This is a genomic window from Guyparkeria sp. SCN-R1, assembly GCF_003932495.1.
In the GTDB taxonomy this organism is placed as follows: Bacteria; Pseudomonadota; Gammaproteobacteria; order Halothiobacillales; family Halothiobacillaceae; genus Guyparkeria.
In genome coordinates this window covers 1-20,726 of the sequence record NZ_QZMT01000012.1, presented here as the reverse complement: position 1 = coordinate 20,726, position 20,726 = coordinate 1, and the positions used below count along the sequence as shown (strand labels likewise).

The window sequence follows — 20,726 nt, the reverse complement described above, 5'->3', positions numbered from 1 at the left end:
CGATCACATCAGAACGATATCGTACTGCTCCGGCTGGTAATGCAGGTCAATCTGGAGCTTGAGGGGCACGTCGGTGAATTCCTGCAACTCGGCCAGCGAGGTGGAATCCTCCTCGCGCAAGCGGTCGATCACCGAGGCGCTGGCAATCACCAGCATCGACTTTGGACGGTACTGGCGCGCATCGCGGGTGACCTCACGGAAGATCTCGTAGCAGACCGTCTCGGCGGTCTTGACCGAACCACGGCCCGCGCATACCGGGCAGGTCTCGCAGAGCACGTGCTCGAGTGACTCGCGGGTGCGCTTGCGGGTCATCTCCACCAGGCCGAGCGTGGACACATCGCAGACCTTGGTACGCGCATGATCACGCTCGAGCGCCCGGTTGAGTGCCTGGTGCACCTGGACCCGGTGCTCCGGCTCGGCCATGTCGATGAAGTCGATGATGATGATCCCACCGAGATTGCGCAGGCGCAGCTGACGCGCGATCGCCGCGGCCGCCTCGAGGTTGGTCTTGAAAATGGTCTCCTCGAGCGTCTTGTGGCCGACAAACGCGCCGGTGTTGACGTCGATGGTGGTCATCGCCTCGGTTTGGTCGATGACGATGTAACCGCCGGACTTGAGCGCAACACGCTTCTCCAACGCCCGCTGGATCTCTTCCTCGATGTTGTGAAGCTCGAAGATAGGCCGCTCGCCCGGGTAGTGCTCGACGATCGGCAGGATGTCCGGGACCATCTCCTCGGCAAAGGCGATCGCCCGGTGGTAGGTCTCGCGCGAATCGATACGGATCTTCTCGACGAACTGGCCGAGCGTGTCCCGCAGCGTCCTAAGCGCCAGCGGCAGATCCTCGTAAACCAGCCCCGGGTCGGTCATCTGCTGGCGACGCTCGGCGAGGTTACTCCACAGCCGTCGCAGGAATCGGTAGTCGTGGCGCAGCTGCTCTTCCTCGACGCCCTCGGCCGCCGTGCGCAGGATCAGCCCACCAACGCCCTCGAGCGAACCCTCCTCCTCGAGGATCAGCTCGGCCAAGCCGGTCTTCAGGCGGTCGCGCTCGGTCTTGTCTTCGATCCGGCTGGACACGCCGATATTGCGTCCGTTGGGCACGTAGACCAGATAGCGTGACGGGATGGTGATCTCGGTGGTCAGGCGGGCGCCCTTGGTGCCGATCGGGTCCTTGATCACCTGCACCAGCAGGTTCTGGCCAGTACGCAGCAGCGTCTCGATGGAAGGCGTCGCCGACTCGAGTTCGGTTGCGGTCTCGGCCGCCAGGCTCAGCTCGACGTCCGAGACATGCAGAAACGCGGCCCGCTCCTCGCCGATGTCGATGAAGGCCGCTTCCATACCCGGCAGCACGCGGGTCACGCGACCACGGTAGATGTTGCCCACCATCCCGCGCGAGCGTGAGCGCTCGATGTTGATCTCCTGGAGCACCCCGTTCTCGACCATCGCGATGCGGGTCTCCTGCGGGGTGATGTTGATCAGGACTTCTTCGCTCATGACTAAATTCTCGTTGTTATTCCGTGTCGCCCCGGTCCATGTCGCCTCGCTCCATCCAGGCCGGCCGAAGGTCGAACGACGCCAGCAGTCGGCTCGTGGCCGCCAAGGGCAGCCCGATGACCGCGCTGCAATCGCCGTCGATCGCCTCGACGAAGCTGCCGGCGCGCCCCTGCAAACCATAGCCGCCCGCCTTGTCCAGCGGCTCGCCGGTTGCCGCGTAGGCACGGATCGTCTCCGCTGACAGGCGAGCGAATCGCAGCCGGGATTCGACCACCGCGTCACGCTGGGCCTGACCATCTCCCACGGCGACCGCAGTGATCACCCGATGCCACTGTCCACTCAAGGTGGCAATCATGGCCTCGGCATCGGCCGCATCGACAGGTTTCCCCATCGGTCGTCCGTCCGGGCCGGCCACCAGGGTGTCGGCCGCCAGCAACACGGCACCGGCCGGCAGCGACGGTGCGGCCAGCGCCGCATGAAGTTTCGCCCGAGCGAGACGAAGAACGGCCGAATCGACCACCTCTCCCGGCAGGAGCGACTCGTCCACCGGTCCGGACGGATGAGCCCGCCCGGCGATGACGAAACCGGCCTGTTCGAGCAATTCCCGCCGGCGCGGCGAGCCGCTGGCCAACCACAAGGCGGGACGCGAGTCGGAATCGGGTGTCATCGCCTCATTCTAGGGAAAACTCTGCACGAATGGCATGCCGCTCTGCGTGCCTTGAGCCGGGCAGGTGCAAGGCGCTCGTCCGCCGCCGGAAGAGTCGTTCTCTTTCCAAGGACGACAACGCAGCAGATGCCCGGCTCAAGGCGCGCCCTGTGGGACCAGTCGAGCCGCCCGTGCTCGGTGTTGCGTCGTCTTGACGTGACCACCGGCACGCCGGCGACGACGCGCCTTGATCACGAACGGCTCGCCTAGCCAGAGTGGCATGCCATTCGTGCAGAGTTTCCCAAGCGATTCGATCCGATCCGTGGGGTCGCGTTTCCCGGTCGTCACTCGCGGTGATAAGGGTGATTCTGGTGGAGTGACCAAGCGCGATAGATCTGTTCGGCCACCAGCACGCGCACCAACGGGTGCGGCAGGGTCAACGCCGAGAGTCGCCAGGTCTCGTCGGCGCGCTGGCGCAGGGATTTGGCCACACCGTCCGGCCCGCCGATGACCAGCGCAACGTCACGTCCCTCGACCAGCCAGTCGCCCAGCGAGGCGGCCCACTGGCGCGTGTCCTGGTCGCGACCGCGCTCGTCGAACAGGATCACGCGCGCGCCTTTCGGGATCGCCCGTTCGATGCGTTCGGCCTCCATCGTCTTGACGCGATCGATGTCGACGTTCTTGCCGCGCGGCGCGGCCGGGATCTCGGTCAGGCGCACCGGGCAGCCGGCGGGCAGGCGCTTGAGGTATTCCTGCGTTCCCTCCTCGGCCCAGCCGGGCAGCTTGTGCCCGACGCTGATCAGCTCGATCCGCACCCCGAAATTACGATTTCGTGGCCGACGGGTCGGCGGCCGGCGCCGACCAGAGCTTCTCGAGCTGATACAGCGCGCGCGTCTCGGGCATCATCAGATGGACGATCACGTCGATGAAGTCGACCAGCACCCATTCGGTCTGCGGCGTGTCGTCGCCCTCGACGTTCATCGGGCGCATGCCGTGGTCCTTGAGGGTCTTGACCACCTCCTGCGCCATCGCCTTCAGGTGGCGATCGGAGGTCCCGGAGGCGAACACCATGTAGTCGGTGAAATTGCAGCGTTCGCGCACGTCGAGGGTGACCAGGTCGACGGCTTTGAGCCCCTCAAGTGCCTCGACGGCGTGCTTGAGGATCTCCTCGGCCGGCATCGGCGGGGTCTGGTCGACCGGCTGGTTGCGGGTGGATGGCGGTTGATTCGCGCTCATGTTGGGAAACCTGTTGCCTGGCGGCACCGGGCCACCAATGGAAGTTAAAAACGAAATGAAATCGGAGTGAAATCAGCGTTGAAAACGGGCAATGGTCGGCGCAACCGGGGATGCGGTCAACCACGGCGGAAATGACGGACCACGGGCTCGGGCACGAGGTAACGCAGCGAGCGACCCTGTTCGATGAACCCGCGCAGGGTGGTCGCTGAGATATCCAGCCGGGTGATGGCCACCGGCACGATCCGGCCGACTGGTGACTCGGCCAGCGCGCCGGGGACGACCTGCCGTTCGGCCAGCCACCGGGCGGCCGTGCCGGTCGCCTCCGAGCCCGGCCGGGTCGCGACCGCGATGTGCGCGAGATCGAGGATGCGTTCGACCTCGTGCCAGCCCGGCAAGCCATTGAAGGCATCCATGCCCATCATCAATACCAGCGGCTCGCCCGGGTACTCGGCGGCGAACTCGGCCAGGGTGTCGGCCGTGTAGGACGGCCCGGCCCGGCGGTGCTCGCGGTCATCGAGAACGAATCGCGGTTCGTCGGCGATCGATTGCGCCACCAGGTCGAGGCGCGTGGCCGGATCCAGGAGCGGCTCGCCCCGATGGGGCGGAATGGCCGCCGGCACCAGGTGCACCCGGGACAGCTCCAGCGTCTCGGCCACTTCGGTCGCCAGACGCAGATGACCGATGTGGACCGGATCAAAGGTGCCGCCGAATACGCCTATCATCGCGTGGCGCTCAGTGCCGCGTCTCGCCGTTGCCGAGCACGATGAACTTCTGCGAGGTCAGCCCCTCGAGCCCCACCGGGCCGCGGGCGTGGATCTTGTCGGTCGAGATGCCAATCTCGGCACCCAGGCCGTATTCCATGCCGTCGGCAAACCGCGTCGAGGCGTTGATCATCACCGAGGCCGAATCGACCTCGCGCAGGAAGCGCCGCGCGGTGGTGTAGTTCTCGGTCACGATCGAGTCGGTGTGATGCGAGCCGTAGGTCTCGATGTGCTCGATCGCTGCATCCAGCCCGTCGACCACGGCGACGGCGAGGATCGGGCCGAGGTATTCCTCGCCCCAGTCGGCCTCGGTGGCCGCGGTCATCGACGAGACGATCGCCCGCGAGCGCTCGCAGCCGCGCAGTTCGACGTCGAGCTCGCCGAATCGCTTGGCCAGATCCGGCAATACCGTTTCGGCCACCGACTGATCGACCAGGAGTGTCTCCATGGCGTTGCAGACGCCGTAGCGATGCGTCTTGGCATTGATCGCGATCGCCTTGGCCTTGTCCAGATCGGCATCCCGATCGATGTAGACGTGACAGACGCCGTCAAGGTGCTTGATCACCGGCATGCGCGCCTCGCGCGAGACCAGCGCGACCAGCCCCTTGCCGCCGCGCGGGATAATCACGTCGAGCGCCTCGGGGCTGTGCAGCATCGCCGTGACCGCCTCGCGGTCGGTAGTGCCGACGATCTGCACGGTCTCGGCGGGCAGGCCGGCAGCCTCCAGCCCGTCGCGGATGCACGCGGCCAGGGCCTGGTTGCTGTGGATCGCCTCGGAGCCACCGCGCAGGATGGTGGCGTTGCCGGATTTCAGGCACAGCGCCGCCGCGTCGATGGTCACGTTGGGCCGCGACTCGTAGATGATGCCGATCACGCCCAGCGGCACGCGCATGCGCCCGACCTGGATGCCCGACGGGCGGAAGACGGTGTCGGTGATCTCGCCGACCGGGTCCGGCAGCGCGGCGATCTGGCGCACGCCCTCAGCCATCTTCTCGATGCCGGCAGCATCGAAGGCAAGGCGGTCGATCATCGCCTCGTCAAGCCCGTTGGCGCGACCCGCATCGAGATCCTTCTTGTTGGCCTCGATCAGGGTGCCGGTGTGTTGAACCAGCTGGTCGGCGATCGCCAGCAAGGCGGCGTTCTTCTTTTGCGTGTCGACACGGGACAGCGCTCGTGCCGCGCGGCGAGCCGCTTGCCCCATCGCCTGAATGGTCTCGGTGACGCTCTTGTCATTGGCCATCGGTAGCTCTCTCCTAAGTTCGAGACGAGCCGCCGTGGCGCACTCGTCATGGATTCGGTTACGGCTCGAGCCGCTGGCCCGGGCCACCCATTAGGCCAGCCACGAGACTCAACGTCCCGGGCGGGTCGCGTGCAACATTACCCGGTCGAGCAAGGCCCAGACCCGGCCGCCGCCGTCCGCGGTGTTGCAGCCCTCGCCCAGGCCCTTGATGCAGCGATCCACCTCCGCACAACCGGCAAGCAGGCGCTGCCAGTTTCCGGGCGGCATCGCACGGGCTCGTGCCTGGTAGCGACGCGCGAGGAACGCCGGAATCCGGGTCTTCTTGAAACCCGCCTGGTCGTTGCCGGCCAGCGCCACCAGCGCGCGCAGGTCGCGCGCGATCACCCACAGGATCAAGAGCGGCTCGGTGCCCTCGGCGCGCAGGCGCGAGAGCAGGTACAGGCCGCGCTGACGGTCGGCATCCAGCACCGCGTCGCTCAATGCGAAGGTATCGACTCGCGACTGGTTGGCCAAGCCCTGGGCGACCCGGGCGGCATCGACCGGCCCCTCGAGGTCCATCAACGCGAGCTTCTCGATTTCCTGGGCGGCGGCCAACAGGTTGCCCTCCACGCGCCCGGCGATCAGCTCGGCGGCGTCCCGCTCCAGGCGCACGCCGTGCGTGGCGGCGCGCCGGGTGATCCAGGCCGGCAACTGCGCCAGCGGCACGTCGTTGAACCGTACCGCCAGCCCCGCGCCGGCCAGCGCCTTGAACCAGGCGCTTTTCTGCAGCTGGTTGTCCAGCCGCGGCAGGCTGACGATCCAGATATCCGACTCGCCGCCCCCCTTGACCCGCTCGGCGAGCGTACTCAAGGCTTTCGAACCGACCCTACCCGGCTTGCCACCCGGCATGCGCAGATCGATGATCCGCTGGCTGGCGAACAGCGACAGGCTCGCGCCCTGGCTCTCCAACGCCCCCCAGTCGAACTTGCCATCCACCTCGAAGCGCAGTCGCTCCTCGCAGCCGGCTTCGCGGGCGTTTGCAACGATGCCATCCCGCGCTTCCTGGACCAGCAACGGTTGATCGCCGCCGATGACATAAAGGGATTCCAGGCCCCGGGCGAGACGCTGCTCGAATTCCTGTGGCTTGGCGAGCACGTGGCCTCAGCGACCGTCGGCGGGCGCGATCAGGGTGTCGGGATCGATCGGTGCGAGCAGGCGGTAGAACAGCAGCTGCCCCACCAGCTCACCCAGCTCGCGACGGATCTGCCCCTCGTTGCTCGAGGAGGCCAGCACCCCGGTCGGATCGTAGTTGTAGTTGCGCGCCTGGCTGATCTCACGGCTGGGCGTGCGCGAGCCGTCCGGCAACTCGATGTGATAGCTCAGCTCCTGGAGCAACTCGTACTGGCGCACGTCGGCGCTCGGGTCGACCACCGAGGCGCGCTGTTCGACCGAATCGCTCTCGACCACCAACCGGGCCGTGGCGTCACGCCGATCGTCGACCAGCACCGCCTCCGAGTTGTCGATCTCGGCCGCCAACGAGCGATAGACCGGGTTCGATTTCGACAACCCCGATACGTACACCCGCTCGAAGGTCGGGTCGACCTCGGTCACGCCACGCAACTGGTAGCCGCAGCCCGAGGTGACCAGCATCATCGCCGCTACCGCCATGGCCAGCCCCAGGAAAAAGGCACGGGGAACGGCACGCATGCCGGCGTGCGAGCGGGTCGTCCTAAGCCGGGTCGTATCCATTACTTTGCCACCACGATATTGACCAGTTTGTTGGGAACCACGATCACGCGCTTGATCTCGCCCTCGTTGGTAAAGCGCTGCACGTCCTCGTTTTCCAGCGCCTGCGCCTCGATGGCCGCCTTGTCGGCGGCCGCCGGCACGTTGATCTTCGCGCGCAGCTTGCCGTTGACCTGCACGACCATCTCGATCTCGTCGCGCACCAGGGCCGCCTCGTCGACCGTCGGCCAGGCCGCATCGGCAATGGTGCCTTCCCCGCCCACTTCATGCCAGAGGGCATGGGTGATGTGCGGCACGATCGGCGCGAGCATGCGCAGCATGTCCTGGATGGTTGCTGCAACGACTGCCTGACCAACCGCGTCGTCCGCCTCGAAACGGGCCAGCTCGTTGAACAGCTCCATGTTCGCCGCGATCACGGTATTGAAGGTCTGGCGCTTGTCGATGTCGTCGGTGACCCGGCCGATGGTCTCGTGGAGCTTGCGATAGAGATCCTTGGCTGCCGTGTTGGCATCGGCGAGCTCGTCGGCCGAATCGATGCGTCGGGTCAGGTCGATGCCTGCGGTCTTGCGCTCGGCCACCTGGCGCCACAGGCGCTTGAGGAAGCGGTGCGCGCCTTCGACACCCGAGTCCGACCACTCCAGCCCCTGGTCGGGCGGCGCGGCGAACATCATGAACAGGCGCACGGTGTCCGCGCCGTATTCCTCGATCAGTTCCTGCGGATCGACCGTATTGCCCTTGGACTTGCTCATCTTCGCGCCGTCCTTGTTCACCATGCCCTGGGTGAGCAGGCGGGTGAACGGCTCGGCGCAGTCGGCCGGTATCAGGCCCTCGTCGCGCATCAGCTTGTGGAAGAAGCGCGCGTACAAGAGATGCAACACCGCGTGCTCGATACCGCCGACGTACTGGTCGACCGGCAGCCAGGAACCGGCCCGGTCGTCGAGCATCGCCTCACTGGAATCGGCACTCGCAAAGCGCGCGTAATACCAGCTCGACTCGAAGAAGGTGTCGAAGGTGTCGGTCTCGCGCTCGGCCTCGCCACCGCACTCCGGGCAGGTGGTGTCGATGAAGTCGCGGTCGGACTTGATCGGCGAGCCCGGGCCGTCCATGACCACGTCGGTGGGCAGCACCACGGGCAGGTCCGCGTCGGGCACCGGCACCGGACCGCAGTGTTCACAGTTGATGATCGGGATCGGGCAGCCCCAGTAGCGCTGGCGCGAGACGCCCCAGTCACGCAGGCGGTAGTTGATGGTCTGCTCGCCACGGCCGTCGGCCGAGAGCTTGGCGACGATGCGATCGAAGGCGTCCTCGCTGGAAAGCCCCGTAAACTCGCCCGAGTCGATCAGCGTGCCCTTCTCGGTCATCGCCCCCTGGGCGTAATCGTGGTCGGGGGCGCTGCCCTGGATCACCGGCTTGACCGCCAGATCGTGCTTGGTGGCGAACTCCCAGTCGCGATCATCGTGTGCCGGGACGGACATCACCGCGCCGGTGCCGTATTCCATCAGCACGAAGTTGGCCACCCAGACCGGCACCGTCTCGCCGGTCAGTGGATGGGTGGCGGTCACGCCCAGCGGCAGACCCTTCTTCTCCATGGTCGCCATGTCGGCCTCGGCGACCTTGGTGTGGCGGCATTCCTCGCGGAACTGGGCCACCTTAGAGTCCGTCTCGGCGGCGGCCACGGCCAGCGGGTGGTCGGCGGCCACGGCGAGGTAGGTCACGCCGTAGAGCGTGTCCGGGCGGGTGGTGAAGACGGTCAGCGGCTTGCCGTTCTCGACGGCAAAATCGAGCTGCACCCCGCGCGAACGACCGATCCAGTTGGCCTGCATTGTGCGGACCTGCTCGGGCCACTGGTCCAGCTTGTCCAGGTCCTCGAGCAGCTGGTCGGCATAGTCGGTGATCCGAATGAACCATTGCGGGATCTCGCGGCGCTCGACCGGCGCGCCCGAGCGCCAGCCGCAGCCGTCGATGACCTGCTCGTTGGCCAGCACCGTCTGGTCGACCGGGTCCCAGTTGACCACCGCGGTCTTCTTGTAGGCGATCCCCTTCTTCACCAGGCGGGTGAACAGCCATTGCTCCCAGCGGTAGTAGTCCGGGTCACAGGTGGCCAGCTCACGGTTCCAGTCATAGGCAAAGCCCAGGCGCTGGAGCTGGCCGCGCATATAGTCGATGTTCTCGAAGGTCCAGCGCGCCGGGGCGGCCTTGTTCTTCAGCGCGGCGTTCTCCGCCGGCAGGCCGAAGGCGTCCCAGCCCATCGGCTGGAGGACGTTCTTGCCCAGCATGCGCTGGTAGCGGCTGATCACGTCCCCGATGGTGTAGTTGCGCACGTGCCCCATATGCAGGCGGCCGGAGGGGTACGGGAACATCGACAGGCAGTAGAACTTCTCGCGGGTGGGATCCTCGCGGACGTGGAATACCTGGTTCTGTTCCCAGAAGCGTTGCGCCTCGTCCTCGACTTTCGCGGGGTTGTATTGCTCGTGCATGCGGGACTGTTTCTACCTTGGTTATGTGCGTCTGCCCGGACGCGGGGCCATGGTCGTCCGGGCCACGTTGCGTTCGGGGCCGGCGTTCGGCCACGATGATAATGAGCGGATTCAACGGCAGCGCCCCCGGTGCGGCGTCGATCTTTCCACGACAGCGCCACCGGGGGCAGGCCATTGCACTAGAATACCGAAAGGAGCCACCCCCTGCACGGTTCGGCCCGCACGAATCGTTTGCCAGCGAAGCGCTCCGGGGCAGCCTGCCCCGCCAACCAGCCCTCAACACGGAGGCCAGATCGAATGACCGAAACCGGACACGAGCATCGCGACCACAGCGAGACCTACGAGGCGCTGCGACACGGCTACTACCAACTGCTCGAACGGATCTACGCCCGCCTGCTCGACGAGCCCGGCCAGAGCCCGGCCGACCGTGCCCGGATCGCCCAGCTGGCCGAAGAAGAGGCCGCATCGCTGGACACCGAGGATTTTCGCCACGAGATCGTCGAGGCGGTCAAGGACGATCTGGAACACACCCGCGAGAGCCTGGCCAGCGAAGGCGAGAGCATCCGCGACACCCTGCGCGACTGGGCCGGCGACGTCGGCGCGAAACTGCTGTCGATCGCCGACCAGACCGACGTGACCCTGGAGCAGATCCGCAACGAGGCCGAACGCACCCGTCCCCGCGAGTGGGTGGCCGGGCACGTCACCAGCCCCAAGCGCCTCGAGTGCACCAGCTGCGGCGAGATCCTGCACCACGACAGCTTCGGCCCGCTGCCGCACTGTCCGAAGTGTGGCGGCGAATCGTTCCGTCGCCCGTAAGTGACCGCCGCCCCCGCTCTCATAGCGGGGCCTCGTTCGACAATCCTCTGCGCCACTCGAAGCGAAGGCCGTGTGCCGGCAGCAGTGGTCGTATGCCTCCCCGCCGACGCGCCAGCCGGACCCCGCGCCCAGGCATAAATAGGCGTGGTCTCAGCACTGCACCCTGACCTCGTCCCACTGCGCGTCCGGCACCTCGGCCGGGCGGTGGTGGACATCGCCATCACAACCGGCCAACGCGATCAGACGATCCACACGCCGGCCGGTCCAAGCCACTGGCGATGACGGCCGTTTGCATTGCTACCCTCGCGGCTTGTAACATCCGCTGCGCCACCGGCGACCGACAGGGTTCCGGCAACGGAACCTCGGGCGTGCGCGGAGGCCAAAGCGCGAGCCCATTCACCCCAGTCAAATCCGCGGGAGCTTCCATGCAACGAGGACCGCTCACCCCCTTACTGCTGATAGTGCTGACGGCCTTCCCCGCCACCGGCGCCTGGGCGATCAGCGTGCCGCCACTGGCCGAACCGGCCTGGCTCGCCGAGCACCTCGAGGCGCCCGACCTGTCGATCATCGAGGTCTCGAACGAGACCTCCTTCCTGTTCGACGGCCATATCCCCGGCGCCCGCCTGACCACTAAGTCGGTCTGGCGCGAGCAGGACGCGGATGCGGCCCTGGTGCACCTGCCGGCCGACACCCTGCAGACGATGTTCCGCGACCTGGGGGTGAACGACGGCGACGGCATCGTCATCTATTACAAGGGCAACGACATGAACGAGGTGCTGGGGGCCTACTACCTGTTCTGGTTGTTGCACTACCTGGGGCACACCAACGTCGGGATGCTCGATGGCGGCTGGTACGGGTGGCAACAGGCCGACGGCCCGATATCGGACGAGGGCGAGACAGGGGAATCCGGTGATTTCGTCGCGCGTCCCCTGCCCGCCCTGGAGATCTCAACCGAGGAACTCGACGCCATCCGCGAACACTACCCTGTGATCGACGGCCGACCGGCTACGCATTTCGCCGGTGAGGACAAGTTCCCGGCCAATCCGCGCCACGGACGCATTCCAGACACCATCAGCCAGCCGTGGGCGGATTTTCTCCGGACATCCGAGGACGGGACGATCTACACCGAGCGCACCGATCTCGAGCCGTTCTTCGTTCAGCACGACATCGACCCGTCGACCCCGATGCTGATTACCTGCCTGGGCGGCACGGGAGCCGCCATCGACTACGCCATGTTCTACAGCCTTGGCTACCGCAACATGCGGGTGCACGATGCCGGGCTGCGCGAGTGGAACGTACGCGAGTTGCCCCTGATTTCACCCGACGACTAGGTGAGCGCCACGCACGGTCTGGGGCATCCGCTGACTCAGCGTCGGTTGAACAGCCGCGGGTTGCCATCAAGAAACGCCGCGATCCACTGCTCGAGAAACGACTTCCCCGCCGCCACCCTGAGATAGCCGTAACCCAGCACGGCGATCACCGCGGCCCCGACCGTATCGACCACCAGGTCAAGCATCGTGTCCGTCAGCCCCGACGGATCATCGAGCATCGCTTTCTGCATGTTGGTGCCCGCGATCTGGTCCATGGCGAATTCGAATATTTCCCAGAGTGCGCCCACCCCAACAGCGAACATGAAGGCGAAAAACGCCACGAACCCCGGGGTCATGTGAAACCGGAGGTTCTTCTTCTCGTTCAGGATGTAGACCAGCAGGAAACCGAAGATCCCGAGCAGGAAGCCGGAAGCCGTGTGCAGCACCAGGTCCCACCACCAGAAACGGGTGTAGTAGCCCTGCACCTCGCCGAGAAACAACGAGGCGAAGATGAACCCCGTGGCCAGGAGCTTGAACTCCGAGGGGATGAATACCTCGAAGCGCTTGAACATCAACACCGGCGCCACGGTCAGCAGCAGGATGAGCACCGTGATGGCAGCAGTCAGCCAAAGTCCTTCCCACAAGGCAAAGGCCAGTTCGGCCAGCATGATCACCTGAATGACCAGGGTGACGCGTTGGTGGATTCGTCGTCGCTGCATACGCTCCTGGGGATTGGCCGGTGTTGCCGACGAGGGTGAGGGTTGATCCGACCCAGTATTACCTGACATCAGGCATCGTTACGATTGGAGTCGAAACCGTTTCCGGTTAAATCAGCGGCACGCCCTAGATGGCAATCGAAAGCACATCAACGGTGGGAAGCGGCCAAGTGGGAAAAGGATACGCGCCCTGCCTCACGCTGCGCGGATCGACGCGATCTCGAGGCAAAACGGCCCGGCCCGCCGATCCGCCAGAAGAAAGCCCAATCGATTGATCCGTTCGGGCGACAAGTGTGGCGCGTTGGGCACCGCGTGTCCGCGGCGCACTGCTTCGAACTCCTGCCAGGCCATGTGGACGTCCAGCCATTGCCCATCAATCGTGTCGAAATCGGTCGCGTAGGAAATATCGGGTGCCGTTTCCTCCGTCCCGACCCGACATTGATAGCGGCGACCATCACCACGAACCCGGATCGCAATCCCGCCGCTGTCCGCGAGCACTCCCGGTGACACCGCTCGCCGCACCGAAGCGAACCCGCCGCCATGCTCCAGCGATAGCTCGCCGCTGAACACGCCGATACCGTCGTCGAAATGAAACGCACCGGCGGACACACCGCCCATCACCCCATCGTTGACGGCATGCCAGTGATCCGATTGGGCGGGGTCGAGGAAACTTGTCATGGATGTCATTGGACTAAACTAGATCACCGATGCAAGAGCCGCACATTGATCCGAACGGAAAACCGAGGAGGTGCACCATGCCGAGAGCCACCCTTGCCTTGAGTCTCGCCCTGGCACTGCCACTGATCGCACAAACCGCTTGGGCGGCCGATGACGACCCCTGGAAAAAGCCCGGCTGGGAGCCGATCACCGAACAGGAACGCCAGCCTGCCAGCATCGACGAGACGGCAGAAAGTGCCGTGGACGTGCATGAGCATAACGGGATCCGTTACCTCACTGGCGGTTTGGGTACCGGAGAGCGCGCCTGGCTGAAGCAGCACGGATCGTCCTATCCGGTGGCCCTGCAGTTCTCTAAGGGTCAGCGTGGCGCATTCGTCTCGTCGGTGGACGTGAATATCCGCGCCACCGATGGTGAGACTCGATTCGAGGCCACGACAGACGGTCCGATGATCTATATCGACCTGCCACCAGGGCGTTACAGCGTCACGACCCGATATCAGGGACATGACCGCGATTTCACCCTGCAAGTCCCCACCAGTGGTCAGACGAGCCACTCGGTCAACTTCCCCTGAGAATCCCGCTACATAGGCGGGAAATCAGGCGAAACGCAAAAATCCCGGGCCGCTAACGCGAGCCCGGGATTTTTCTGATATTTGCCGGATCCCGGCCCCCTACCAGATTAAAAGGTCATGGATTCATGCCAAGCGGAGGTTCGGCCAGGCTCCGGCTCTCTACGTCATGCCCCCCGGCTCCAAGTGCTGGAATTTGCAACAAGAATGCTTCCCGCAACGATTCTTCACGCTGTTATTGACGGCGGAACAGACCCGATCCGCCGCGGTCCTAAGACTGCAACGACACCGATATCCAAACTGGCCAGAACCGTGTGCACCGTCACGTAATCGCGGATTACCCAGGGCGGGCAGTCGTTGCCCGGGGTGCCCCCGGCAACGGGCAGGCCCGCGGATCTTCAACAGTCATGCAATTGCGAGGAGGTGGGGATGTTGATAGCACTGCTGAGGTACGGGTCGGTGGGCCTGTTTCTGGCCACTTGGACCGGCACGGTCATGGCGTTTGGTCCAACGCAGTGGACCCAGTACCGAATGGGGCCTGAACACAACGCGGTATTCGACAACGGCGAAGACACCGCCCTGCCGGATGCACACTACCGGACCGGCGATCAGGTGCGTGCAGCCCCCGTGATCGTCGACGGTCGGCTGTATGTCGGCAACCATGCCACCGGCGGCTTGTTCGCGTTCTCGGTGGATGACGGCAAGATCCTGTGGAGCGACAGCCATCCGGGGTTCCGCCACGCGCCCAATTGGGTACACGCCGAGACTGTTACCGACGGTAAGCGGGTCTATGTGGCATACGGAAATCGCGCCTTCCAGAGCGCCGACATCCGCGGCACCGGGGCGAGCGGCGTCATGGCGGTCGACCCGGAAACCGGCGGGACCTTGTGGAACCATCCCACGGTGGGCGAGGTCATGCCGACGCCGGCATTGTGGAACGGCCTCCTCTACGCCACCACCGGCGCGGCCAACCTGCGGGCGATTGACCCGGAAACCGGCGAGCTGGCGTGGAAACTGAAACTGCCGGGCTGGGTCAGCATGTCGTCTCCGGCGGTAACCGATGACGGGATGCTCTATGTCGGGGCGCTGGATTCGGTAGTGGGTGTCGACCTGCAACGCAAGAAGATCGCGTGGCGCCATGACGAGAAAGGCAGTTTTACGGACGTGCCGCCGGCGGTCGGCAAGGACGGTGTGGTGGTGATCACCGCGGTGAAGCCATACGCCGCTGCCACCAAAGAGGAGCGTGCCCAGTATCCAGACAAGGGCAAGGGCTTTATGCACTTCATCTACGGCTTCGACGCATCCAGCGGGAAATTGCTGTGGAAAGACCTGCTGGGCAGTGGCCCCAAGCAGGACAACAACACCTCCGGCAGCCCCGCGATCGCTGATGGCCGCGTCTACGTCGGCAGTCCATATACCAAATCGGTATTCGCCTACGACGTCAGTAGCGGCGAGAAGCTGTGGGAGCATCCGGCTCAACACAAGGTCAAGGGGGCTCCGGCCATTGCTGACGGCCGTGTCTTTTTCGGCGACACAGGCGGCCTGCTATACGTGGTGGATGCCGAAAGCGGCGATGCCCTCAAGCGCAAGAACGGTCGCGAACTGCCGCCGCGCAAGCTGGGCGGCTCGTTGAGCAACGCGAAGAACACCGCGTTGGCGCCTGCTGGCCCGGTGGTGATCGGCAACACCTTGTTCGTCGGCAGCCAGGACCGCTACATCTATCGCATTTCGATCCCGGACTGGATCAACCAGTGATCCTCCGGTCCGACGCAGGCGTGGGCCTGCCGACGGGCAACCGACCGCGTCACGAGCTTCGCTTGGGGCTCACCTCGGCCGCGCTGGCCATCGCGAGGACATTCGCCACGACGGCCTTCATGTATCGGCCAACGAAAAAAGCCCGGTTCGCTTGATGCGAATCCGGGCTTTTTCTTCATATTTGGTGGAGCCAGGCGGGATCGAACCGCCGACCTCCTGCATGCCATGCAGGCGCTCTCCCAGCTGAGCTATGGCCCCTCGTACCTGAGGAATGCGCGCATTGTACCGGCACGGCGGAGACTGTCAACACCCTCTCACCGGGATTTGCGCCGATCACGACAAGCCCCTGAATCCTCGTCGATGGGAAAGCGAAGCATCGAGGCAAATGCGGTCCATGCCGAGCAAGGCAACGGGATTTTGGTTACATTAGCGCCAATCGATCGGGCAGCCCGTACCGGCTGCCCGCCCCGCCCTTTTCAACCGACGAGGTACGACATGACGGAGACCAAGGCCCCGAGCGTTCTGTTCGTGTGCATGGGCAACATTTGCCGCTCACCCACCGCCCACGCCGTGTTCGAGCGGCTGGTCGAGCAGGCGGAGCTGGCCGACCGCATCCGCATCGATTCGGCGGGCACCCACGCCTATCACGTCGGCAATCCGCCCGATGAGCGCGCCATGCGTGCCGCGATGGCCCGCCAATACCGCATGGACCACCTCACGGCTCGTCAGGTCCGCCCCGAGGACATCGCCGAGTACGACTACGTGCTCGCCATGGATCTGGCCAACCTCGAGATCCTGCAGTCACTTGCCGACGACGCGCTGCGTGACAAGCCGCACCTGTTCATGAGCTACGCACCGGACTACGGCCTCGACGAGGTGCCGGACCCGTATTACGGTGGCGGCAACGGCTTCGAACAAGTACTCGATATGGTCGAGGCGGCTGCCGGCAACCTGCTCGAGGACATCCGTCGCCGTCACCTCGGCTAAACCGGACAAGCCCAGCGCCCTGCTTCGTCCGCTCTCCTGCTACGCCGATAGGAGAACCGCAAAAGAAAACGCCCCGCTTGGATAAAAGCGGGGCGTTCTTGTTTCCGGCGAGATGGCGAGGGGATCAGCGCTCGCGCTTTTCCTCGTCGCCCGATGTTTCACCACCGACCTGCTGCTCGGAGGCATCCGCCTTTTCGACCTCAGGCGCCGGGGCCTCGGCCGCCGGCGTCTCTTCCGCCGGTTGATCGGCCGCAGGCTTCGTCGGTGTCGACTCGGGCTCGGCTTTTACATCCGCAACGCTCGATGCCGACGGCTCGGTCTCGGGCGCTGGCTTGGCCTCGGCCTCCACCGACTCCTCGCGAGCCGGCTTCGACTCGGTGGCCTTCGGCGTCTCGACCGGTGTCTCCACCTGTGCCTGCGGCCTCTCGGAGACCTTGTCAGAGACCTTTTCCGGGGCTTTCGCCTCCACCTGGCTCGAGGCGCCCGCACCGGTCATCTCCGCAGTGGCCACGTCGGAGCCAGCACTGCTGGGCACGGCCTTGGGTGCGGCTGCCTTGGCGGTCTTGGCATCACTCGCCTTGACCAACCGGTCGCTGGCCTCCAGTCGAACGGCGGCGTTGGGGGGCAGTTCTTCGGCCAGGCCCTTCTTCTTCGAGACGTCCAGCGGCAGGCTCTTGCCTTCGCTGATCGGGGCGGCCAATTGCTGCTCGACCATTTGGCGCTCACGCTCGCCCAGCGGTGGCGGGGTACGCGGCTCACTCTTCGGGCCACGGTCACCCCAACCACGCCCCTTGCCACCGGAGCCACCCGGGCCGCCGCGGCCGGACTGGCCACCGTCCTTCTTGCCCTCGCCGTCAGTCGGCGGCTTGCCACGGCTCGGCTCGGCCTTGGACTCCGCCGGCTGCTCGTTCTTCTGCTCGGGCTTCTGACCAGCATCCTGCTGCGCCGGGTTGCCACCGCTGCCGCGACGACCGCGACCACGGCGACGTCGGTTACCCGACTTGCCCTTGCCCTGACCCTTGTCCTTGTCCTGGGAATCTTCACGGGCGGACTTGGCCTTATCGCCCCCTTGATCGCCGGACTGACGGCGACCGCCGCCCTTGCGACCGGTCCGGTCACCGGACGTCTCGCCGCCCTTGCCAGAGGCCTTGCCCTTGGCCCTGCGTGAACCGGCTTCGGTCCCTTCGTCCTCGTCGGCGCGGGCACCGAAGAGCTGACCCACGACGCGACGCAGCAGTGAAACCGCGCCATTCGCGATCGGGCGCAACGGTGCGCTCTCGGCGGCCGGGGTCGCTGCGGCTGCCGGCGCTGGCTCGGCCGCCTTTGCCGGCTTCTCCGCGGCCGGCTGGGCCGCGCGCGGAATGGTCTGCACCGCGGCCTTCTCCGCCTGGCGATGGCGCGGCTCCGGCGACGGGGTCTCGACGTTCAGCGGCTCGATCATCTGCTGCACGTCACGTGCCCGCGCCTCGTTGTCATCGGCGCGCACGCGCTCGATCTCGTAGTGCGGCGTCTCGAGGTTGATGTTCGGGATCAAGAGCAGGTCGACGTTGTTCGACTGCTCGATCTCGTTGATCTGGTCACGCTTCTCGTTGAGCAGGTAGGTGGCCACGTCGATGGGCACCTGCGCGATCACGCGACCGGTGTTGTCCTTCATCGCCTCGTCGACCAGCAGGCGCAGGATCGCCAGCGACAGCGATTCGACGGAACGAATAACGCCCTGGCCGTTGCAGCGTGGGCACATGTGCTGACTGGATTCCTCCAGCGAGGCACGCAGGCGCTGACGCGACATCTCCAGCAGACCGAAACGCGAGATGCGGCTGGTCTGCACCCGGGCACGGTCGTACTTGAGGGAATCGCGCAGGCGGTTTTCCACCTCGCGCTGATGCTTGGAGGAGCCCATGTCGATGAAATCGATCACGATCAACCCGCCCAGATCCCGCAGGCGCAGCTGGCGTGCGATCTCCTCGGCCGCCTCCAGGTTGGTGTTGAAGGCAGTGTCCTCGATGTCCTGGCCCTTGGTGTTGCGCCCGGAGTTGATGTCGACCGCGGTCATCGCCTCGGCGACGTCGAACACCAGTTCGCCGCCGGAGGGCAGCGTGACATTGCGCTGATAGGCCGATTCGATCTGCGCCTCGATCTGGTAGCGCGAGAACAACGGCGTGGGATCGTCGTAGAGCTTGATCTTCTCGGCGACCTTGGGCGTGACCATCTGGACGAAGTCCATCGCCTGCTGGTAGATCGTCGGCTCGTCGATCAGGATCTCGCCGATGTCGTTGCGCATGTAGTCGCGCAGCGCCCGGATGATGAGGTTGCTTTCCTGGTAGATCAGGAAGGGTGCCGGACGGCCCTCGGCCGCCTCGTGGATCGCGCTCCAGACCTGAACGAGGTAATCAAGGTCCCACTGGAGCTCTTCGACATCACGCCCCACCCCGGCGGTACGCACGATCAAACCCATGCCCGCCGGCACGTTGAGCTGCGCCAGCGCGGCCTTGATCTCGGCGCGGTCATCGCCTTCGATGCGGCGCGAGACGCCGCCGGCCTTGGGGTTGTTGGGCATGACCACCAGGTAGCGCCCGGCCAGGCTGACCAGCGTGGTCAGGGCCGCGCCCTTGTTGCCACGCTCTTCCTTCTCGACCTGGACGATCAGTTCCTGTCCTTCCTTGAGCGCGTCCTTGATGATCGGACGTCCCTTGTCATCGACCGCCTTGGGGTCGAAGTACTCGGGCGAGATCTCCTTGAAGGGCAGGAAACCGTGGCGATTGGCACCGTAATTGACGAACACGGCCTCGAGGCTGGGCTCGATGCGCGTGATGGTGGCCTTGTAGATGTTGGCCTTCTTTTGCTCCCGGGACGGGGTCTCTATGTCGATGTCATAGAGGCGTTGCCCGTCTACGAGCGCAACGCGGATCTCCTCGGAGTGCGTTGCGTTGATCAGCATTCGTTTCATGGAAAAAATCTCGACGTTTCTGCACAAGCCGCGGCTGGCAACGGGCCGCGCGCGACAGGTGGCTTGAGTTCAGAGGAACGTCCCGACGCGCGATTGCCGACCATCCCGCCAGTCGTCGAGCCGCGCAGACACGCGAACACGACGCCTGCCGTCCGACCGCAACGAGGCGATACAGAACGGAGAGCGGCAGGGAAAGGAACCGGAAAAGGCGCATTGAGTACAGGACGTAACAACCGTTGATCGTTCTTGACAACTGTGAGCGGGCGGCAGCCCGAGGCTGGTCGTGCCCGTCGAGGCCAAGCCAATGGTGTTGGCGAGGCCGCATCGTGGGCAAGCGGGATGGGCTGGCATGGGTCGCCGGCTTAAATGAAGAATCCGAGCGCTCGCTGGCTGCCGCGGGTGGTCGGCACGTGCCACACCACCTGACTTTCGCCACAGTGCGCTGATACTATCACAACCCCGCCAGCGCACGGTCTCAATTGCGCCGACAGCAAACCCGAGCCGATGACAACCGAGAATCGCCAAGCCACCGCCGAACAAGCCCCCACCGATCGCCCACGCGTTCGCCTCGAGACGGTCGATGCGCGCAGTGACGGTCAGCGCCTCGATAACTTCCTGCTGCGCGAGCTGGGTGCCCAGCACGACAAGCAGCCGCGGGCGCTGGTCTACCGCTTGATCCGCAAGGGCCAGGTGCGGGTGAACAAGAAGCGCGCCAAGCCGATGCAACGCCTGCGCGACGGTGACGTGGTCCGCATCCCGCCGGTGCGAGACCTGCGCGGCGACCCCGATACGGCACGCCCCGCGGCCCGGATTCCGACGGGCTGGCTCGAACGCGTCGAGACCCTGGTTCGCCACGAGGACGAGGCGTTGTTGGTAGTCGACAAGCCAGCCGGACTGGCCGCGCATGCCGGCAGTGGCTTCGATTTCGGCCTGATCGAGCTGTTGCGCACCGCCCGCCCGGACAGCGACATGCTGGAGCTGGCCCACCGCATCGATCGCGAAACCAGCGGCCTGATCGTGGTGGCCAAGTCGCGCACGACGCTGCTCGATCTCCAGGAGCAGTTCCGCCCCGAGGGCGCGGCCAAAAAACGCTACCTGGCCCTCTGTCATGGCCACTGGCGAGACGCGCACCAGACCATCACGGCCCCGCTGCGCAAGGACCAGGGCGAAGGCCGGGCCCACCGAGTGGTGGTCGATCCGCGCGGTGGCAAGTTCGCTCGCACCGATTTCGAACGCCTGGGCGCCAGCCATCGGGGTCCGGCACTCAGCCTGATGGCGGCCACCCTGCATACCGGACGCACGCATCAGATCCGTGTGGGGTATACGGATTTAATGGTTGATGGGGCACCTTCACCCCATCAATCTGATACCA

19 protein-coding genes and 1 tRNA gene are annotated in these 20,726 nt (G+C 65.4%); 6 read left to right on the top strand and 14 right to left on the bottom strand.

The window, feature by feature from the left end; translation table 11 throughout:
- Positions 1–3 precede the first annotated feature (3 nt).
- The 10 genes from rng to leuS all read right to left on the bottom strand — a co-directional run bounded on the left by rng (position 4) and on the right by leuS (position 9,576).
- Positions 4–1,491: a ribonuclease G gene (gene rng, locus D5687_RS07750; protein ID WP_125199207.1), complete on the bottom strand. Its 1,488-nt coding sequence runs from the start codon at positions 1,489–1,491 to the stop codon at positions 4–6.
- Positions 1,492–1,507: 16 nt separating this feature from the next.
- A complete protein-coding gene (locus tag D5687_RS07745; protein ID WP_125199206.1) occupies positions 1,508–2,158 on the bottom strand; it encodes a nucleoside triphosphate pyrophosphatase in 651 nt (216 codons plus the stop codon).
- Positions 2,159–2,293: 135 nt separating this feature from the next.
- Positions 2,294–2,419 carry a hypothetical protein gene (locus D5687_RS11480; protein WP_255410306.1) on the bottom strand — a complete coding sequence of 42 codons (126 nt, stop codon included), beginning with the start codon at positions 2,417–2,419 and terminating at the stop codon, positions 2,294–2,296.
- A 62-nt stretch (positions 2,420–2,481) separates the two neighbouring features.
- Positions 2,482–2,952, bottom strand: a complete 471-nt coding sequence (gene rlmH, locus D5687_RS07740) for a 23S rRNA (pseudouridine(1915)-N(3))-methyltransferase RlmH (protein ID WP_125199205.1) — start codon at positions 2,950–2,952, stop codon at positions 2,482–2,484.
- A 7-nt stretch (positions 2,953–2,959) separates the two neighbouring features.
- Entirely contained in the window at positions 2,960–3,373 is a 414-nt protein-coding gene (gene rsfS / locus D5687_RS07735; RefSeq protein WP_240031462.1) for a ribosome silencing factor, read from the bottom strand.
- Between the two features lie 116 nt (positions 3,374–3,489).
- Positions 3,490–4,095 carry a nicotinate-nucleotide adenylyltransferase gene (nadD, locus tag D5687_RS07730; RefSeq protein WP_125199204.1) on the bottom strand — a complete coding sequence of 202 codons (606 nt, stop codon included), beginning with the start codon at positions 4,093–4,095 and terminating at the stop codon, positions 3,490–3,492.
- Between the two features lie 10 nt (positions 4,096–4,105).
- The gene (locus D5687_RS07725) at positions 4,106–5,374 is read right to left on the bottom strand and encodes a glutamate-5-semialdehyde dehydrogenase (RefSeq protein WP_125199203.1); all 1,269 of its coding nucleotides are present in this window, start codon (positions 5,372–5,374) and stop codon (positions 4,106–4,108) included.
- Between the two features lie 108 nt (positions 5,375–5,482).
- Positions 5,483–6,508, bottom strand: coding sequence for a DNA polymerase III subunit delta (gene holA, locus D5687_RS07720; protein ID WP_125199202.1), 1,026 nt, complete (start codon positions 6,506–6,508; stop codon positions 5,483–5,485).
- A 6-nt stretch (positions 6,509–6,514) separates the two neighbouring features.
- A complete protein-coding gene (gene lptE / locus D5687_RS07715; protein WP_125199201.1) occupies positions 6,515–7,102 on the bottom strand; it encodes an LPS assembly lipoprotein LptE in 588 nt (195 codons plus the stop codon).
- On the bottom strand, positions 7,102–9,576 hold the full coding sequence (gene leuS / locus D5687_RS07710; RefSeq protein ID WP_125199200.1) for a leucine--tRNA ligase: 2,475 nt from the start codon (positions 9,574–9,576) through the stop codon (positions 7,102–7,104). The genes lptE and leuS overlap by 1 nt, the downstream gene beginning before the upstream one ends.
- 297 nt (positions 9,577–9,873) lie before the next feature.
- On the opposite strand from leuS, the gene D5687_RS07705 reads away from it, so the two are divergent.
- Positions 9,874–10,392: a hypothetical protein gene (locus D5687_RS07705; protein WP_125199199.1), complete on the top strand. Its 519-nt coding sequence runs from the start codon at positions 9,874–9,876 to the stop codon at positions 10,390–10,392.
- Between the two features lie 425 nt (positions 10,393–10,817).
- A complete protein-coding gene (locus D5687_RS07700) occupies positions 10,818–11,723 on the top strand; it encodes a sulfurtransferase (RefSeq protein WP_158611814.1) in 906 nt (301 codons plus the stop codon).
- A 35-nt stretch (positions 11,724–11,758) separates the two neighbouring features.
- Here D5687_RS07700 and D5687_RS07695 read toward each other — a convergent pair whose 3' ends face one another.
- Positions 11,759–12,421 (bottom strand): hypothetical protein, encoded by a 663-nt coding sequence (locus tag D5687_RS07695; RefSeq protein ID WP_125199197.1) that lies wholly within the window; start codon positions 12,419–12,421, stop codon positions 11,759–11,761.
- Positions 12,422–12,613: 192 nt separating this feature from the next.
- Positions 12,614–13,096, bottom strand: coding sequence for a CIA30 family protein (locus D5687_RS07690; RefSeq protein WP_125199254.1), 483 nt, complete (start codon positions 13,094–13,096; stop codon positions 12,614–12,616).
- 77 nt (positions 13,097–13,173) lie between these two features.
- Between D5687_RS07690 and D5687_RS07685 the strand changes: the two genes are divergently transcribed.
- Both D5687_RS07685 and D5687_RS07680 read left to right on the top strand, forming a co-directional pair.
- On the top strand, positions 13,174–13,668 hold the full coding sequence (locus D5687_RS07685; RefSeq protein WP_125199196.1) for a carboxypeptidase regulatory-like domain-containing protein: 495 nt from the start codon (positions 13,174–13,176) through the stop codon (positions 13,666–13,668).
- A 426-nt stretch (positions 13,669–14,094) separates the two neighbouring features.
- Positions 14,095–15,420, top strand: coding sequence for a PQQ-binding-like beta-propeller repeat protein (locus D5687_RS07680; RefSeq protein ID WP_125199195.1), 1,326 nt, complete (start codon positions 14,095–14,097; stop codon positions 15,418–15,420).
- A 182-nt stretch (positions 15,421–15,602) separates the two neighbouring features.
- Here D5687_RS07680 and D5687_RS07675 read toward each other — a convergent pair.
- Positions 15,603–15,678, bottom strand: a tRNA-Ala gene (locus D5687_RS07675).
- A 237-nt stretch (positions 15,679–15,915) separates the two neighbouring features.
- On the opposite strand from D5687_RS07675, the gene D5687_RS07670 reads away from it, so the two are divergent.
- Positions 15,916–16,407 (top strand): low molecular weight protein-tyrosine-phosphatase, encoded by a 492-nt coding sequence (locus D5687_RS07670; protein WP_125199194.1) that lies wholly within the window; start codon positions 15,916–15,918, stop codon positions 16,405–16,407.
- A 124-nt stretch (positions 16,408–16,531) separates the two neighbouring features.
- On the opposite strand, the gene D5687_RS07665 is transcribed toward D5687_RS07670, so the two are convergent.
- Positions 16,532–19,354: an Rne/Rng family ribonuclease gene (locus tag D5687_RS07665; protein ID WP_125199193.1), complete on the bottom strand. Its 2,823-nt coding sequence runs from the start codon at positions 19,352–19,354 to the stop codon at positions 16,532–16,534.
- Positions 19,355–19,858: 504 nt separating this feature from the next.
- Here D5687_RS07665 and D5687_RS07660 point away from each other — a divergent pair.
- A partial coding sequence (locus D5687_RS07660) for a pseudouridine synthase (RefSeq protein WP_240031460.1) occupies positions 19,859–20,726 on the top strand: 868 nt, incomplete at its 3' end.